Here is a 17,902-nt window from a genome sequence, read left to right as displayed (position 1 = left end):
GACACTGACATCAATCCACATAATTTAGGTGTTATAATCGATTTTTGCGGATATTTTTGGTAAAAAGTCAGCGAAAACCACAAATAAAGTCATATAAGTTGCAGAAAGTTTTGGCGAAGTTTGGCAAAGTGAAATCTATCTGCAATATCAGATTTTCTGAGGCAGAACTTACGCTCTAAAACCCTCAACCCTTGATTTCCCTAGCCCTCTGTATTTCACTGGGAAATCTGAAAAGCTACCTTGGATCAGGGTTGAGGAATTTTTTGCATGAAAGGGTTATTAATATCAGGTTGCTACCAACAATAGTGTCTGAGTGAGATAAATATTTAACATCAGAAAATTTGCATCTTACCCTCCTAAGCTGCTATTGGTAAACGCTATGCAAACAACCTGTAGAGTTCCAGATTTATCAGGTATTAGCTTGAGGTGTAATTCAGCCTAAAACTAATGATTGTTTGTTATCAGAGGTTAGGTGTTTACTAACAATTAATTTGGATTTATGTAACTTGCTTTTTTATTTTCATCAGCAAAATTTCAGATAAACGGACAAAAAACCATGTCAAGGGTGAGTGAGCAGCCAAGGTCAAGAGAGCAGCCACTGGAGCTAGAACAACCTAAGATTTGGTGGGGTCTTGCTGTCGCCTTACCAGTAGCAGTTGCAGCCGGGCTACTAGCTACAGCAAAATTTGAGCAAATCAGAAAGCTAAACCCATCTGTACCCATCAATCCAGTTGCTAGCAGTATTAGTGCTTTAGGGCGTGTGGAACCACGAGGAGAGGTGATTAGACTGTCAGCTCCTATGGGGGGATTACAATCAGCCTCACGAGTCAAGCAACTATTTGTCAAAGAGGGGGAACGAGTGCGGAAGGGTCAAGTGATTGCAATTTTAGATAATTACGATACCAGATTGGCGGCTGTAGAGGAAGCAAAAGCCAAAGTTCAAGAAGCCCGTGCTAGTTTGGCGCAAGTCCGAATTGGCTCACCAAAAGATATTCAAGCTCAAACAGCCGTTATTGCGCGTTTACAGGCGCAATTGCGCGGAGAAAGTGAAGGGCAACAAGCGATGATTACCCGCATTGCTGCCCAACTAAGTGCGGAAAAAATTGCTCAACAAGCCACAGTCAACCGTTTAGAAGCGGAACTGCGGGGACAACAAGACGGTTTAAGAGCCACGCTTGACCGCATCAAAGCCGAGCAACGTAATGCTCAGGTTGATGCTGGGCGGTACGAGTTCTTATACAAACAAGGGGCAATTTCACAGCAAGAACGAGATAGAAGGCGATTGAGTGCGATTACTGCTAATCAACAAGTGATAGAAGCCCAAGCTAGTCTCCGTCAAGCAATAGCGACTATCCGCCAGCAATTAGCTGAAGCTAGAGCTAACCAAGTGAAAACTTTAAGCAGTTTACAACAGCAGTTAGTAGAAGCGAAAGTTAACCGCGACAAAACCATTGCCACTCTGCAAAGACAAATTGAAGAAGAAAGAGCCAGACTTAAAAGACTGGTGGAAGTTAGCCCGACTGATGTGCAGATGGCGCAAGCGGGAGTAAGTAATGCGATCGCTAACGTCAGAAAAGCCGAAGCCGAACTAAAATTAAGCTACGTACAAGCACCATCATCTGGCGAAATTCTGAAAGTTCATACCAAATCAGGCGAAGCTATCAGCACCGAAGGCATAGCTGAAATGGGAGACACTGAGCAAATGATGGTAATTGCAGAAGTCCCCGAAGACAGCATTGGTAGAGTTCGTGTCGGTCAAAATGTCACTATCACCAGCGACAACGGTGCTTTTAGCGGCGAATTAACGGGAACTGTCACCGAAATTGGCAGAAAAATCGGTAGAAAAGACGTATTGAATACAGATCCCGCAGCTGATGTAGATGCCAGAGTGGTAGAAGTAAAAATTGCCCTGTCATCAGCAGATAGTCAAAAAGTTTCTGGTTTAACCTACGCCAAAGTATTGGTTGAAATTAATAACCAATAAAACAGTAGCTCAGTAATTGAGGTAAAAAATCTCAGTCTCAAAGTCAGATATAAAACCTGTTTTCCTTCTGACTAATGACTAATGACTAATGACTAATGACTAATGACTAACTCTAATGATTCGTAAAAAAATACCTCTGGCGTGGTTACAACTCACACGAGAAAAAACTCGCCTCGCCGTAGCGTTAGCCGGAATTGCCTTTGCTGATATTTTGATGTTTATGCAGCTAGGTTTCCGCGATGCTCTTTACTATAGTAATGTCCGGTTACATAGCAGCTTACAAGGTGATATTGTTTTACTTAATCGTCAATCTAACGCTGTACTGGCGATGAAAGGCTTTTCACAACGGCGTTTGTACAAAGCTTTAGAATTGCCTTCAGTAAAATCTGTACATCCTATATATTTGGATTATTCTGTTTGGAAAAATCCTGATACTGGTAAAACTCGAAGTATTCTTGTGTTTGGGATTAATCCCGAAACTAATGTTTTTAATTTACCGGGAGTTGCAGAAAATTTAGATAAACTTAAACTTGCTGATACTGTTTTATTTGACCGTTCTTCTCGACAGGAATATGGCCCGATTGCTACTTATGTCGAGCAAGGGAAAAACGTCACAGCCGAAGTCCGCAGACGACGCGTCAAAGTGGTCGGTTTATTTACTTTGGGCGCATCCTTTGGGGCAGATGGGAATTTGATTACCAGTGATGTCAATTTTTTCCGGTTATTTCTGACTCGTCAACCGGGATTAATTGATATTGGTTTGATTAGATTAAAACCCGGATATGATGCTAACACTGTTGCTCAAGAATTGCGGAGTTACTTACCTCCAGATATCAATGTTTTAACTAAGCAAGAGTTTATTGCTTTTGAGCGTAATTATTGGGCTAGTAGTACAGCAATTGGTTTTATCTTCACGTTAGGGACAATCATGGGTTTTATTGTGGGGACTGTGATTGTTTATCAAATTTTGTACACAGAAGTAGCAGACCATTTGTCTGAATATGCAACTTTGAAAGCAATAGGATATACCCAGAGATATTTATTAACCGTGATTCTGCAAGAAGCTCTAATATTGGCTTTTTTAGGCTATCTGCCAGGATTTGCTTTTTCCATGTTCATGTATAAAACTGCTAGAGATGCCACACTGTTACCGATTTTTATGAGTCTTGAACGTGCGATTACGGTGCTAATTCTCACATTTATTATGTGTGTGGTTTCTGGGACAATTGCTGTTAGAAAACTGCGTTCTGCTGACCCGGCCGATATTTTCTAAGATGGTAAATAGAGAAAAAATATAAATTGAATGCGAAACAACAAAATCAATTGCAAATCAAAATTTATAATTCAATGATAAAAGTTTATGATTGCTGCAATTCCCCACAGTCACCTATTGTAAATAATCACTCCTAACAACTTAATTAATCATGAGAAAAGAAGCTGTAATTGCCATTAGAAATATTAATCATTACTATGGCAAAGGCGCACTCAAAAGACAAATTTTATTTGACATTAACCTAGATATTTATCCTGGGGAAATTGTGATTATGACCGGGCCATCAGGTTCAGGCAAAACTACATTATTGAGTTTGATTGGTGGTTTACGGTCTGTACAAGAGGGTAGTCTGAAATTTTTAGGCGTAGAATTATCAGGTGCAAGTCAAAGTCAGTTGGTACAAATTCGGCGCAGCATCGGCTATATTTTTCAGGCGCACAACTTGCTGGGGTTTTTAACTGCTAGACAAAATGTGCAGATGGCGGTGGAGTTAAATAATCATGTTGCACCAGAAGAAGCGATCGCCCATTCACAAGCCATGCTCCAAGCTGTAGGCTTAGAAAATCGTGTAAATTACTACCCTGATAACTTGTCGGGTGGACAAAAACAAAGAATTGCGATCGCTCGCGCCCTGGTAAACAATCCGCCACTGGTGTTAGCCGACGAACCAACCGCAGCTTTAGATAAACAATCAGGACGCGATGTAGTAGAAATCATGCAGCGTCTAGCCAAAGAACAGGGAACAGCCATCTTGTTAGTCACACACGACAATCGCATTTTAGACATAGCTGATCGCATCGTGGAAATGGAAGACGGACTCCTCGCCCGTGATTCCCAAAGTGTAGTTATCAGTTATGAATCTGGTACATCGGGCGAAAAACCATAACAGAGGGAGTAGAAAGTAAGTGTTAATTGGTATTACCTGCTGTATGGTTTGACTCTAGACTCCTTCGGTGATACAGGTGAATTGTGTTGGCGTTGAGTGCGGAAAGTCACATTTACGCCATCATTGGATTGTTCCAACACCAATAATGGTGTTGGTTTAGCTTTTTGATCCCAGTGCATGTGAGCAATTCGCCCTTGAATTGTCGGTTGCCAATTACTATCTTCATCTATGGGGCTAAGATAGGTTTCAATACAGTCAATAATTTGGCTAATAGTGGTAGAAGTTGCTTGTGTGGGTAACTTCATTAACCGAATTTGAATGCGAAACAGCACGCGTTTAGCGATATCCGGTGGAGTACCGGTTTCATATTCCACATCAAAAGTTTCATCTACCTGTCTAGCGGCAGTATTAGCAATTCCCACTGTTCCCTGCTGTGATTGATTGGGGCGTAGAGCTTGGGAAATTTTATCTTTAATTCTGATTTTAATTTGATTCACAATCCCAAAATGAAACACTTCCTCAGACATCCGCATCCGCAGATAGTCTAGGTTAAAGTCCCGCGAGTGTACCAAGTCGGGATTCGTTTCCATCTTGCGAATTGTTTCCAGTGCAAGTTTAAATTTTTTCTCTAATTCCCTGGCGCGGAATTGTTCAAACTTGACTTTTTTCTCCAGTTTGGTGATTTGCTGCTTACCAAAAACCATCACAGCAATCAATGCTATTAATAATCCACCAGATGTCACCATTAACACGGCTGGTATGGGAATGTCATTGGCTGCGGCTTGCTGTGTCACCTTTTTGGTTTTTGGCGTTTGGGTTTGGGCGAGGAATATGGGAGTTAGCATAGGTAGTTAACAAAAACACTGGACTGTTTATTTTTAGGATGCCCAAATTTTGCCTGTTACATTACTGTATGATTGGTATTTTTTACAGCTAGACTGAACCCGCGTATGTACAGACACCCAAATCTTCCCACTGGGCATCCTCAAAGTCTCAAACAACTTTCACCAGATACCTCTGCTGTCTTGAGTAATATTCGGCTGATCGCCACAGACATGGATGGTACACTGACGAGTCAGGGCAAATTTTCTACTGCCTTAATACAAGCTTTAGAAGATTTACAGACTGCGGGTATTCAAGTCCTGATTGTCACAGGGCGTTCTGCTGGTTGGATGAACGGCTTGAATAGTCTCTTGCCAATTGCCGGGGCGATCGCAGAAAATGGCGGTTTATTTTATCCATCTCAGAGTGAGCAAACCATAACATTAACACCAATTCCCGATTTCACAGTACATCGTCAGCACTTATCTTTAGCTTTTGAGCAATTAAAACGCCAATTTCCCCAAATACAGGAATCCGCCGACAATCGCTTTCGCCTCACCGATTGGACATTTGATGTTGCTGCCTTAAGTCTGGATGAACTGCAAATGCTCAGTCATCTTTGTCAACAAATGGGTTGGGGATTTACTTACAGTAATGTCCAGTGTCACATTAAACCAGCAGGACAAACAAAAGCCATTGGTTTATTACAAGTCTTACGAGAATACTTTCCTGAATATTCCCCAGCACAAATTGTGACTGTGGGTGATAGTCCGAATGATGAAAGTTTATTTAATCAGCGTGATTTTCCGCTTTCTGTAGGCGTGGCCAATGTCGTAAAATATGCTAACCAGTTACAACATCACCCTACTTACATTACCTCTGCGGCTGAGGGAGAAGGATTTTGTGAGTTGTCCAGATATATTTTGCAAAATCGCGAATTATCTAGGTTAAGTTAAGAGAAAAATTTTTGCTCAAAATCAGGAGTAGGGATTGAAAACTCTAGACGGTAAACCTCCAATTGTGATTGCCCATCGGGGTGCGAGTGGGGAATTGCCAGAACATACCCTTGCTGCTTATCAGTTAGCAATTGAACAGGGTGCGGACTTCATCGAACCTGACTTAGTAGTGACAAAAGAGGGTGTATTGATAGCCCGTCACGAATCCAACTTAATTAACACTACCAATGTTGCAGAACTTCCAGAGTTTGCTCATCGCCGCCAAACTAAAATTGTGAATGGGTTAGTTCAACAAGGTTTCTTTGCGGAAGATTTCACCCTCGCAGAAATCAAAACCTTGCGGGCGAGAATGGCTCAAGACTTCCGTCCTCAAGAGTTTAATGATTTGTATGAAATCCCTACCCTAGAGGAAATTATCGCCCTGGTGAAGCAGGTAGAAACTGATACAGCTAAAAAAATCGGCATTTATCCCGAAACTAAGCATCCTACTTACTTTTTACAGCAAGGTTACGACATTAGCCAGAAACTAATTGATACTCTGGTTCACGAGGGATTTACTGAACCTAAAAGGGTATTTATTCAATCTTTCGAGGTGGGCAATCTCAAGGCATTGAAAAATAGGATCATGCCGGCATTTGGTGTGAACCTGCCTTTAATCCAATTACTCAATGCGTTAGGTGTGAATCTGGATGGTTCATTACAAGAGGTGAAACCTGATGATTTTGTAGTCAGTGGCGATCGCCGCACCTATGCAGACTTACGGACTCCTGATGGTTTAAAGGAAATTGCCACTTATGCCGATGGTATTGGCCCTTGGAAGCGGATGATTAGATCAGTTCATGTTGTAGATGTGAATGCAGATGGTATAGTTAACGATGCCGATAAAACCTTGACTGCACCCACAAGTTTGGTAGAAGATGCCCACGCAGTCGGCTTGTTAGTCCATCCCTACACCTTCCGTAACGAAGCACGTTATTTAGCTAAAGACTACAACAACAACCCAGAAGCAGAATACAGAGATTTTATTGAGTTGGGTGTTGATGGCTATTTTACTGACTTTCCAGGGACAGGCGATCGCGTGCGTCACTTGATGACAAATGTCTTGTAGGGTGCGTCAGACTTTTGAAATGCTTTAAGAGGGAACTCTTAACAGTTCCCTGTTCCCTCTACACACATCTTGCACCTGTTTCTTGATGATAATTTTTGTAGGGTGGGCATTGCTTGCAACTTGCTGAAAGCCTTAGTTTTACGTCATTGGCTGTGCAGGGAGCGAGGCTTATTGAGAAAGGTGCAAGATATGACTCTACCGAAGGTGAGTAATGACTGTACAAATATTTACTCAAATAAATTAAAAGATTTTACAGATTCACTCGGTTTAATCATACCCTTGATGTGGAAATGCTCATCAATTTACACCCTTAATTATGGTCATCATTATAGCTTCGTTTTAGCTGGCTATACTGATGTGTGATTGTCTAAATTTTCTTAACTTTTTCTTCATCGTTTCTTAAGCATTTATCAGGTGAAGAAAGTGTGATATTTTAAGTCTGAAGAAATTTTTTAGTAGTCACACTTGTATAGTTAGCTATGCGCCTCTGTGTCAAAAATAATTTAGGTTTTCTAGATTAATACTTACACTTTATATAGATGATTGTGCCAAAATTACTGCAAATGCTGTACTAATTCCACAAAAAAATGAATAATTTTAGGTAAAATTACTAAAAACATCCAACAAAAGGTTATCAAAGCAAATTAATGCAATTACAGTCAGGGTATGCTGTGGTAATATCTTCAACAGGTTTGCTGCCGCTTGTATAAAAACCGACAGATAATAGACTAATCCAGTAATGTAGTTTTTTAGTTATGACCTATATTAAAAATACCTTTCAAGATTTTCTCGTCACCCTAGAAGGATTTGACCAATTACCAACTACAGAAATTAGTAAGTTAGTAGACCGAGTACAAGCATTTCGCTATCGGATTGGGCAAAAAATTGTTGGTAAGGAAAGGATTCCTGAGCGAGTCACGATTATTTATGAGGGAAAAGTGCGTTTATTGGGATACGACCCGCAAACGCAGATGCCAATCACATTAAAATTGTTACATCCAGGTGACATAATTGGCGAAATTGGGTTATGGCGTGAAGTGGCGTGTGAGACGGCGATCGCCTCCACCGATGAAGTCATAGGTTTAACCCTAGAAGCCGCAGACTACTTACACCTATTATCGAATTATCCAGCCTTCGCCAACGCGCGACAAAACCAGACTAACTTGGTAGAAGTTTTCGATATTTTGGGTTCACAGTTAGCAAAGCAAGCTAATGTCGTGACTAACCTGGATGAAATCGCCACAAAAGCACTAGAAAACGCCAGAATACATTACCTAAAACCAGGAAAAACAAACTTTCAGCAACTAGATAATGACAGCATTTGGTTTGTCAGTGGTGGTAATATCAACAATTTTCCTGTAGGTTCTCGCCTAGAACCGAGGGATGGACAAGCAGCAATTACAGTCACAGGAGAACAGCCGGCGCGGTTGCTGGGTTTAGCACCATCGGATTTATTACTCCTAGAGAAAAATCACCATCAGGGACAACTGACTACCACCAGCGAACAACCTACTATTGCGGAGATTGTAGAAGAAATTCCCTACGCCACTGAGGAAGATTATTCTCAATCAAATTACTCCTCATCCAACACCCAAAAAACCAATTACAAATTCCCGTTTTTTGGCGGTAAAGGCGAATTAAACGCCACCTCTGCCTGTTTTCAAATGCTCACCAAGCATTTACAAATCCCCTTTCGGCGCGAAGTCGTGCGTCGCCTGTTAAATGAACAAATTAAACGCCAAGGTAATATCTCATTTCCTGTTTGTGCTTACCTAGCAGAGTTAATCGGACTCAAAGCCAACTTAGTAGATATTCCCATCGCCGCTATTCACCGTATCCCAACCCCGGCACTCGTGCGTTATGGCAATAGTTATGCAGTGTTATATGCAGCAGATGCCAATAATGTAGTGTTAGGTGTACCCAGCCAAGGTATAGTTCGCTGTAAACCCGCCCAAGCAGTCGAGCATTTAGAGACGCTAGAAGAAAGTTACCCCCCACAATTTCGAGTCTTACTACTCACACCTACCAAAGAAACACCACAAGAACGCTTTGGTTTGCGGTGGTTTCTGCCGTTCTTGTCACGCTATAAACGAGTTCTGATTGAAGTCTTTATCGCTTCATTTTTTGTGCAGTTAGCACAGCTAGCTAACCCCCTAGTTATCCAGTTAATTATCGATAAAGTCATCGTTCAAAACAGCATCAACACCTTGAATGTGTTGGGAGTATTATTGTTAGTGGTGGGTATATTTGAAGCCGTACTCACTACCTTACGGACTTATTTATTTGTGGATACCACCAACCGCATCGACATGGGTTTGGGTTCACAAATTATTGATCACTTACTGCGCCTACCACTACGTTACTTTGAAAAGCGACCCGTAGGTGAACTGTCTACACGCATCAACGAATTAGAAAACATCCGCCAGTTTCTCACCGGCACAGCGTTAACAGTCGGGTTAGATGCTGTGTTCTCGGTGGTTTACATTATCGTCATGCTGTTTTACAGTTGGCAACTGACCTTAGTGGGTTTAAGCACTATTCCGGTGTTCGTGATTATTACCTTAATTGCTTCACCGACAGTCAGTAGACAGTTACGCACCAAAGCTGAACGCAACTCTGCCACTCAATCCTATTTAGTCGAGGTGATGTCGGGAATTCAAACAGTCAAAGCTCAAAATATTGAATTGCGATCGCGCTTTTCCTGGCAAGAGCGATATGCTCGGTATGTAGCCGCAGGTTTTAAAACCGTCATCACCTCTACCCTAGCTAACTCCACCAGTAACTTTCTCAACAAACTCAGTAGTTTATTAGTCTTGTGGGCGGGTGCTTATTTGGTACTGCAAGGCGAATTAACCCTAGGAGAATTAATCGCCTTTAGAATTATCTCTGGTTACGTTACCAGTCCCGTCTTACGCCTAGCACAACTCTGGCAAAACTTCCAAGAAACCGCCTTATCACTAGAACGGTTAAGCGATATTGTCGATACACCCCAAGAAGCAGAAATCGACCGTTACAACATCCCTCTACCAGAAATTGAAGGTTCTGTCAAGTACGAAAACGTCTCCTTCCGCTTTGCACCCAGTGGCCCCCTACAACTTTCTAACGTCAATATTGAATTTGCACCCGGAACATTTGTTGGTATCGTCGGACAAAGTGGTTCCGGTAAAAGTACGATGATGAAATTACTGCTACGACTGTATGATGTAGAGTCGGGCAGAATTTTGATTGATGGTTACGACATTTCCAAGGTAGAACTTTATTCCCTGCGCCGTCAAGTTGGGGTTGTCCCCCAAGAAACCCTATTATTTGACGGTACTGTGCAGGAAAATATCGCCCTGACAAATCCCGATGCTTCCACAGAGGAGATTATCGAAGCCGCGAGAATTGCTGTTGCACACGACTTTATTATGGGCTTACCCAATGGTTACAATACCAGAGTCGGAGAACGAGGTGCAGCACTTTCTGGTGGACAAAGACAAAGAATTGCCCTGGCTCGTTCCATTCTCCAAAGACCTAAACTCTTAGTCTTAGACGAAGCCACCAGTGCCTTAGACTATACCACTGAACGCCAAGTCTGTCTCAACTTAGCTAACGCCTTCCAAGGTAGCACAGTCTTCTTTATCACCCACCGCCTCAACACCGTCAGTCACGCCGATGTCATCGTGGTGATGGACAAAGGAAAAGTCATTGAACAAGGAACACATAAAGAATTAATGGCGGCGAAAGGTCATTATTTCTACCTATATCAACAGCAAGAAGTCAATTTGTAGTCATTAGTCATTAGTCATTAGTCAACAGTCAACAGTCAACAATCAACAAATTACTATGACTCAACTCAATAGCGGCCTAAATGGTAATAATGGTAACGGCAAGCACGATAAAGCTGTCAAAGCTGATGCTCAACTTGTCACATCTCTAGTGAAGAACCCTAATCAGGGTTTGATAGTTAGTGAAGAATTTGAGCAATCCGTTGTCCTACGCCAATCTCCGGTGTGGTCACGCACCATCATGGTAACATTGATGATTTTAGCTTGTTTTGGCATTACTTGGGCATATTTCGCCAAAATTGAGCAGGTAGTACCTGCCACTGGCCAATTAAAGCCAGAGGGAACTGTCAAAGAAGTACAAGCACCTGTAAATGGTGTTATCAAAGAAGTCTTTATTAAAGATGGAGATAAAGTTCAAAAAGGAGACTTACTATTAACTTTTGAAACTGTCGCCACCGTTGCACAATTAAATGCTTTAAATAAAATTCGCAGTTCCTTAATGCAGCAAAATCAAATTTATCGGCGGTTAATGAATTCTACATCTGACATGACTTCAGAGCTAGAATTTCTCCGCAGTCAATTACCTAGGGATGCAGTATTTTTATTAAGAAGTCGGGCGGCTTTAGTCGCAGACAATGAGTTACTGCGTACTCAATTAAGAAACTACACCCCAGGAATAGGATTAGATAGAGATGAACTGCAACAACTAGCAGTTGCTAGACAAGAATTAGAAACTCGTGCTGCTGCGGCGCGGTTAGAAGTTGCCAAAATTCGGAAACAACTAACTCAAACTGAAGTCAAACTTCAAGATACACAAGCAAGTTTAGTTATCCAAAAAAATATCTTCGATAATCTCAAAATCCTGGCTGAAGAAGGTGGTATTTCTAAATTACAGTATCTCAATCAACAACAAAGAGTCCAAAATCTGGCCGCAGAGGTAGCCCAATTAGTTGAAGAAAAGAAGCGTCTTCAGTTAGATATTGAAAAAAATCAGCAACAAGTTTACAATACTGTCGCCGCTTCTGATAAAACCATCTTAGAAAGAATAGCCGATAACAAAAAACGTATTGCTGATATTGACAGCCAATTTATGAAAATTGTGCTAGATAATGAGCAAAATTTGGCAGATGTCAACAGCAAAATTTCTCAAGCCCAATTAAACTTTAAATATCAAGAACTCCGCGCCCCCGTCTCCGGAACTATTTTTGATTTACAAGCAAAAGCCCCTGGTTTTGTAGCTAACCCCACCCAAAAATTACTACAAATTGTCCCTAACGATAAATTTGTGGCGGAAGTTTTCATCACCAATAAAGACATTGGTTTTGTGCGTAAGGGAATGAAAGCCGATGTCAGAATTGACTCATTTCCTTTTAGCGAGTTCGGCGATATTAAAGGAGAATTACTTGATATCGCTTCTGATGCACTACCGCCGGATGAAACCTATAAATTTTATAGATTCCCTGCCAGAATTCAGTTAGATAAACAATATCTAGACATTAAAGACCGAAAGATTTCCTTGCAATCAGGTATGTCTTTGAGTGCTAACATCAAAGTTAGAGAAGAAAGAACAGTGATGAGTCTGTTTACTGAGTTGTTCACCAATCAAGTTGAGAGTTTGAAACAAGTAAGATAGTTGATAGGAACACAGGGAGTAGGGAGTGGGGAATAGGGAGTAGAGGAGGGAGAAAAACTAATGACTAATGACTAATGACTAATAACTAATAACTAATGACTTTCTTTTGAATTTTGAATTGTATATGTATCCTCAACGCATTGAACCCCAACCCGGACAAGAGTCAGTTTGGGACTATCCCCGTCCCCCTCGCTTGGAAGACACTAACAAACACATTCAGGTAATTTTTAATGGCGTAGTTATCGTAGATACCCGCAACGCCAAACGAATTTTAGAAACCAGCCATCCACCCTCTTACTACATCCCCCCGGCGGATATCAAAATGGAACATCTGCTGTTAACACCACAGTCTAGTTTTTGCGAGTGGAAGGGGCGCGCTAATTATTATACAATCCGCGTAGGCGAGAAGATGGCGCAAAATGCAGCTTGGTTTTATCCTAGTCCTACCCCAGCTTTTGCATCTCTCAAGGATCATGTAGCTTTTTATGCTCATGTAATGGATGCTTGTTATGTAGATGGGGAACAGGTAGAACCCCAACCAGGAAACTTTTACGGTGGTTGGATAACTAGCGATATTGTCGGCCCGTTTAAGGGTATACCCGGTAGTTGGGGATGGTAACGGTTGCCTAGATTTTTGAGTCTATGTGATGGGGTTAGTTGCTCAGAAATGCCAGTTAACTAGATGTGAGATTACAATGATAACGATTATCGTTATATCCCAATGACTCGGCTATGGCAACTACTCCACCACAGTTACCCAGCAAAATTGACTTAGCAATTATTGGTGCTGGCCCTCATGCGTTAACATTTGTAACTCATTTGTTGCAAAAACGCCAAAAGATGCTAGGGAGATTTTTGGTGTTTGATCCTAGTGGTAGATGGTTAAGTCGATGGCAACAGCAGTTTGCAGCTTTAGAAATACCACATTTGCGATCGCCTGCGGTACACCATCCTGATCCTAACCCCTTCGCCTTACGGAAATTTGCTGAGTCCCGTCCCCAAGAATTATTTCCCCCCTACGACTTACCAGGAACTCGGCTATTTGAAGACTTGTGTCATGATGTGATTCGCCGTTGGGATGTACAGGATTTAGTTGTACCAGCTACAGTTACACGACTTGAACCTTTACATCAGCGTTTTCGTCTGTGGTTGCAAGATGGAAAGTCAATCATCACACGGCGGGTGGTACTAGCTGCAAATAACAGCCAACTGCAAATTCCTGACTGGGTAAATCAAATTAAATCAGAGTATCCCCCAGACAAATTGTGTCACTCACAGCATATAGATTTACGACAATTACATTTAACTGGTGAGAGAGTATTAATAGTTGGTGGTGGTTTAACCAGTGGACATTTAGCAGTAGGTGCGATAAACCGTGGTGCGAAAGTCCAGTTAATCATGCGGCGACAGTTGCAAGCTAAATTATTTGATGCTGAACCCGGTTGGTTAGGGCCAAAATACTTAAAGGGATTTTTTGCAGAATCAGATTATCAAAAGCGTTGGGAAATTATTCAACAAGCGCGTAATGGTGGTTCTGTAACCCCTGCAATGGCTCTGCAACTACGGCGGGCGGTGCGTGCTGGTTATGCGAGAATAGATGAATATTGCCAAATTGTTGCGGCTGAATGGTTAGGCAATCATTGGCAGGTAAAATGCAGTGATGGTAGTCAATATGAGTGCGATCGCATTTGGCTTTCTACTGGTAGTAAATTTGATGTCACCGCAGAACCATTATTAACAGAAATTGTGAATACTTACCCCATTCCTATAGTCAACGGCTTACCTGTATTAGATAATTGTCTACGTTGGCCTGGTTGTGAATTATTTCTGATGGGAGGGTTAGCGGCTTTACAAATAGGCCCGACAGCCAGAAATTTATCAGGTGCAAGAATGGCCTGTGAAAAAATTGTACCAGCGATTATTAAACCGAGAGTTTCTGTTGCTTATCCTCAAATCGCTTAATTGTCCGCTAAATTACTTCAGGAATTATACCGTTTCTTGATGTAGCTTGCGTGGCGTAGCCATAGATGCACTTTATTTCGCACTGTAGAGACGTTGCATGCAACGTCTCTACATCATTGATTTGGTGAGACTTCATAGAGAATTGGTATTACGCAACTAACACATTAGTAGGGTGCGTCAGAGGTGGAAAATCTATCAATTTTGACTAAATTATCTCTTATGAAGTACCCTACAAGAGAGTTTGATTATGACTAGATAAATTTATTTTTTGGTAAATTTCCATGAAAGTAGAAGTTTTACCCCACAATCCTATTTGGCGTAGCAAATTTGAGGATGAAGCAAAGCTAATTGCACCAGTTTTCGGTGACAATTTAGTTGCTATTCACCATATTGGCAGCACAGCAATTCCTCATATCTATGCCAAGCCTATTATTGATATTTTGGTTGAGGTGAAGGACATTATCAAGGTGGATGAACAAAGTTCAGCTATGACAGCATTAGGTTATGCCGTCATGGGTGAATTTGGAATACCAGGCCGTCGTTATTTTCGCAAAGATGATGCAACTGGTAAAAGAACCCATCATGTTCATACTTTTGAGGTTTGTACACCAGAGGTAAAACGACACTTGGCATTTAGAGATTATATGATTGCTCACCCTGAAATTGCACAGAAATATAGTGAATTAAAACGTCAGTTAGTCCAGCAGTATCCCAACGATATTAACGGATATATGGATGGGAAAGATGGATTCATTAAAGAGATGGAGAAAACAGCATTAATCTGGAAAACTCTATCTGACTCTGATTCATAAAAACCTAACGTTGAGATTGTTGAATTCTGGGGGGAAAAATTAAGTAAGTTCCACCTAAACCTTCAACAATGGTGCGTGTGTTGGCAAACAGCATATTTTGATAGGTACTAGCATCACTGTCTGCTTCTCCTAGTCCTTTAGTATATAGTTGTCTTTCTGATAATTTGACTTCTGCTTCTGTAGCGATAGACTCTATTAACTCTGGGTTAACTTTTGCCTCTGCAAAAATTATTGGAACTCTATTATTTTGAATATACCTGACTAAATTTGTGATGCGTTGATTTGTTGCTGGTTGTTCTGTACCTAAACTAGCCGAGGGAATACCATAGGCTTTTGTAAAATAATCTATGGCGTTAGTAGTGGTAATTAATCTGCGCTTATCTTGAGGAATTGTAGCAACTCTTGATTTAATCCAATTATCTATTTGTGTGAGTTCCGTTTGCATCCGTTTGCTATTTTCTTGATAAATCTCTGCATTACTGGGTTCTAATTTTTTTAAGTTACTACTAATAACTTCTACCATTTTGATGGCGTTTTTCGGATTATGCCAAATATAAGGATTGGTGATTGTTCTGGTATTTCCTTGAGATTGTCGTCGCGGAGAAAGTACAACTTGACTCACAGCTATTTTAGGTGATTTATTTTCTGTGGCTGTAATCAATTTGATTAATTCTGGTTCTAGATTGTAGCCATTGTAGAAAATTAATTTAGCTTGCTCAATAGCTGTGCTATCTTCTGGTTTTGGTTGATAATCTTGAGCATCAGTATTAGGAGGAATTAAACAGGTAAGATTAATTGTATTTTCTGCAACCTGTTTAACTAAATCACATAGTACGCTTGTCGTAGCTACAACCTGGGGAAGATTTTCATTAGCAATAGCAGATGTTTTGGTGAAGGATGTATTTACAGCTTGATTTCCACAGCCAAACAATCCCATTGATAACAACAATAATATCAATTTTAATGAAGGAAGTTTTAGTATTTTTTTTGACATATTTAGTTAAAGTTTAATGTAAAATAGTTATCATTGATGAATGAAAAATTGTGACTCTGCTCTGGTTTTAGTATGGTTTTATTTTGCCATGACTAAAATGTTTGTAGTGTTATTTATGTTATTTTTACTATCATTTTTTGATTTGATTTGAGTAAAACCAAAAAAATATAAACAGTAAAGGCACAGAAAACTGTGCCTAATAGAATATTTTTTCACCGTGATTAAAAATGAACAGATGGAAGTTTTCCTTGTAAAAGTTCAAATTTAGGTTTAACACATTGAGCGCAACTACAACCGAGTTGATCGATGATAGGATTAGATGCTGGGGCTACATGGGGGGTTGCGATCGCAGACAATGGTTCCACATATTCCACCGTAATTTCTGGGGTAGCAAATGTAGGTTTTATACTAGCATGGGCTGGGTTGGCTGCTAGCAGGATAGATGAGATAATGACAGGACAGGTGAGCAAAAACAGTTTGACGAGGTTCATACTTCAGATATTAACAAGTGCTGTTGATAAAGCATAGCCAATTTTCTAGAATAGCTTCAACTTTAGTCACTAACTTAACCACGCCCAAAGCCTTGTCCACGTAGTACCTTTGACCAAATCAAGATTTCACCTTTGTCACCACCTGCGGCTAATAGTTTACCTTGGGGATGCCAAGCTAAGGTAGAAAAACCATCAGCGACACCTGTGAGAATTTGTGATACTTTTTTGGCTTTGTTCCACAAGCATAACCAGCCATCTGTCGCCGCCGAAGCTAAGGTAAAACTTTGAGGTGCAAAGGCGATCGCATTAATCACACCCACATGATTAGTCAAAACTCGCGCTTCCCAACCTAAGTTTTCATCCTCTAGCTTTTCCCAGACTACAATCCCCTCTACACTGGAACTAGCTAATAATGGCGCACCGATGTTGGTATAAATTTCTGACCAAGCCAATTGACGAATTTTACCAGGGAAGCCACGCATCACCCAAGGGTCGGGATTATCCCATTCTAAAACGCTGACGCTGCGATCCATATTACCAGAGGCGAGGAATTTACCATCGGTTGACCAAGCCATAGCCACGCTAACTGTCGGCATACTCAAAATATAAGGTTCTTCATCCCAATCTTGAGAGTGCCAAATTTTGACACCTTTATTGCCACCAATAGCTAAATATTGCCCATCAATTCGCCAATCAATACTCAATGCAGAGGAGTCAGCAAAATTTAGGGTGACAACCACCTCACCACTATCAGCATCCCAAACTTGAACATAACGCCCTAAACTAAAAGCCAACTGGTTATTAACATGATTCCAAGCTAGCTTATCTACCCAAGCGGGTGCATTTTCTAAAGTTGCAATTAATTCCTGTCCGCGCCAAATTTTCACCCGGCCATCTTGTCCGCCAACTGCTAAAAATTGACCATCGTGAGAGAAAGCCACGCAGTCTACAGATTGACCGTGAGCAGTTTGTAGAGTTGTGATTGCGCCATCTTGCCATAGTACCACTTCCCCAGCCGCAGAAGTAGCGGCTAAGGTGTCACCTGTGGGCGACCAGGCGATCGCAGTCACATAATCTGTTAATGTCCCTGAATAGTGTTGTTCAAATTCTTTATTTTTGCTAGTTGTAGGGTTCATATATTGACAGGGAATAGGGAATGGAGAATAGGGAATAGGGAACAGGGGAGCATTTTGACCCAAAATTCTTTAATGCAA

Annotated in this window: 13 protein-coding genes and 1 pseudogene; 10 read left to right on the top strand and 4 right to left on the bottom strand. The window is 41.1% G+C overall.

The window, feature by feature from the left end; translation table 11 throughout:
* The first annotated feature begins 556 nt into the window (after window positions 1-556).
* From AACS98_RS04495 to AACS98_RS04485, 3 genes are all read left to right on the top strand, one after another.
* A complete protein-coding gene (locus tag AACS98_RS04495) occupies window positions 557-1,984 on the top strand; it encodes an HlyD family efflux transporter periplasmic adaptor subunit (protein ID WP_066376813.1) in 1,428 nt (475 codons plus the stop codon).
* 115 nt (window positions 1,985-2,099) lie between these two features.
* The gene (gene devC, locus AACS98_RS04490) at window positions 2,100-3,257 is read left to right on the top strand and encodes an ABC transporter permease DevC (protein WP_197480122.1); all 1,158 of its coding nucleotides are present in this window, start codon (window positions 2,100-2,102) and stop codon (window positions 3,255-3,257) included.
* 151 nt (window positions 3,258-3,408) lie between these two features.
* Window positions 3,409-4,143, top strand: a complete 735-nt coding sequence (locus AACS98_RS04485) for a DevA family ABC transporter ATP-binding protein (RefSeq protein ID WP_066376812.1) — start codon at window positions 3,409-3,411, stop codon at window positions 4,141-4,143.
* A gap of 32 nt (window positions 4,144-4,175) precedes the next feature.
* On the opposite strand, the gene AACS98_RS04480 is transcribed toward AACS98_RS04485, so the two are convergent.
* Complete coding sequence (locus AACS98_RS04480) at window positions 4,176-4,988, bottom strand: hypothetical protein (RefSeq protein WP_066376809.1); 813 nt, start codon at window positions 4,986-4,988, stop codon at window positions 4,176-4,178.
* A gap of 105 nt (window positions 4,989-5,093) precedes the next feature.
* Between AACS98_RS04480 and AACS98_RS04475 the strand changes: the two genes are divergently transcribed.
* The 7 genes and pseudogenes from AACS98_RS04475 (at window position 5,094) to AACS98_RS04445 (ending at window position 15,203) form a co-directional block, all read left to right on the top strand.
* Window positions 5,094-5,921: an HAD family hydrolase gene (locus tag AACS98_RS04475; RefSeq protein WP_066376807.1), complete on the top strand. Its 828-nt coding sequence runs from the start codon at window positions 5,094-5,096 to the stop codon at window positions 5,919-5,921.
* A gap of 34 nt (window positions 5,922-5,955) precedes the next feature.
* A pseudogene (locus AACS98_RS04470) lies at window positions 5,956-7,017 on the top strand (glycerophosphodiester phosphodiesterase); the annotation flags it as partial.
* Between the two features lie 767 nt (window positions 7,018-7,784).
* Window positions 7,785-10,799 (top strand): peptidase domain-containing ABC transporter, encoded by a 3,015-nt coding sequence (locus tag AACS98_RS04465; protein ID WP_066376805.1) that lies wholly within the window; start codon window positions 7,785-7,787, stop codon window positions 10,797-10,799.
* Window positions 10,800-10,854: 55 nt separating this feature from the next.
* Window positions 10,855-12,429 carry an HlyD family efflux transporter periplasmic adaptor subunit gene (locus AACS98_RS04460; protein WP_066376804.1) on the top strand — a complete coding sequence of 525 codons (1,575 nt, stop codon included), beginning with the start codon at window positions 10,855-10,857 and terminating at the stop codon, window positions 12,427-12,429.
* Between the two features lie 124 nt (window positions 12,430-12,553).
* The gene (locus AACS98_RS04455; RefSeq protein WP_066376802.1) at window positions 12,554-13,048 is read left to right on the top strand and encodes a DUF427 domain-containing protein; all 495 of its coding nucleotides are present in this window, start codon (window positions 12,554-12,556) and stop codon (window positions 13,046-13,048) included.
* 113 nt (window positions 13,049-13,161) lie between these two features.
* Window positions 13,162-14,391, top strand: a complete 1,230-nt coding sequence (locus tag AACS98_RS04450; RefSeq protein ID WP_066376801.1) for an FAD/NAD(P)-binding protein — start codon at window positions 13,162-13,164, stop codon at window positions 14,389-14,391.
* Window positions 14,392-14,672: 281 nt separating this feature from the next.
* The gene (locus AACS98_RS04445; protein ID WP_198161118.1) at window positions 14,673-15,203 is read left to right on the top strand and encodes a GrpB family protein; all 531 of its coding nucleotides are present in this window, start codon (window positions 14,673-14,675) and stop codon (window positions 15,201-15,203) included.
* Window positions 15,204-15,207: 4 nt separating this feature from the next.
* Here AACS98_RS04445 and AACS98_RS04440 read toward each other — a convergent pair whose 3' ends face one another.
* The 3 genes from AACS98_RS04440 to AACS98_RS04430 form a co-directional block, all read right to left on the bottom strand.
* Entirely contained in the window at window positions 15,208-16,197 is a 990-nt protein-coding gene (locus AACS98_RS04440) for a metal ABC transporter solute-binding protein, Zn/Mn family (RefSeq protein WP_066376794.1), read from the bottom strand.
* Between the two features lie 221 nt (window positions 16,198-16,418).
* A complete protein-coding gene (locus tag AACS98_RS04435; protein WP_066376792.1) occupies window positions 16,419-16,688 on the bottom strand; it encodes a hypothetical protein in 270 nt (89 codons plus the stop codon).
* Between the two features lie 74 nt (window positions 16,689-16,762).
* Entirely contained in the window at window positions 16,763-17,824 is a 1,062-nt protein-coding gene (locus AACS98_RS04430; protein ID WP_066376790.1) for a WD40 repeat domain-containing protein, read from the bottom strand.
* Between the last annotated feature and the right edge of the window lie 78 nt (window positions 17,825-17,902).

Source organism: Anabaena sp. CA = ATCC 33047 (assembly GCF_963870205.1).
In the GTDB taxonomy this organism is placed as follows: Bacteria; Cyanobacteriota; Cyanobacteriia; order Cyanobacteriales; family Nostocaceae; genus Trichormus.
Note: the sequence above shows the minus strand (reverse complement) of the source record. Positions and strands in the feature narration are given on the sequence as shown.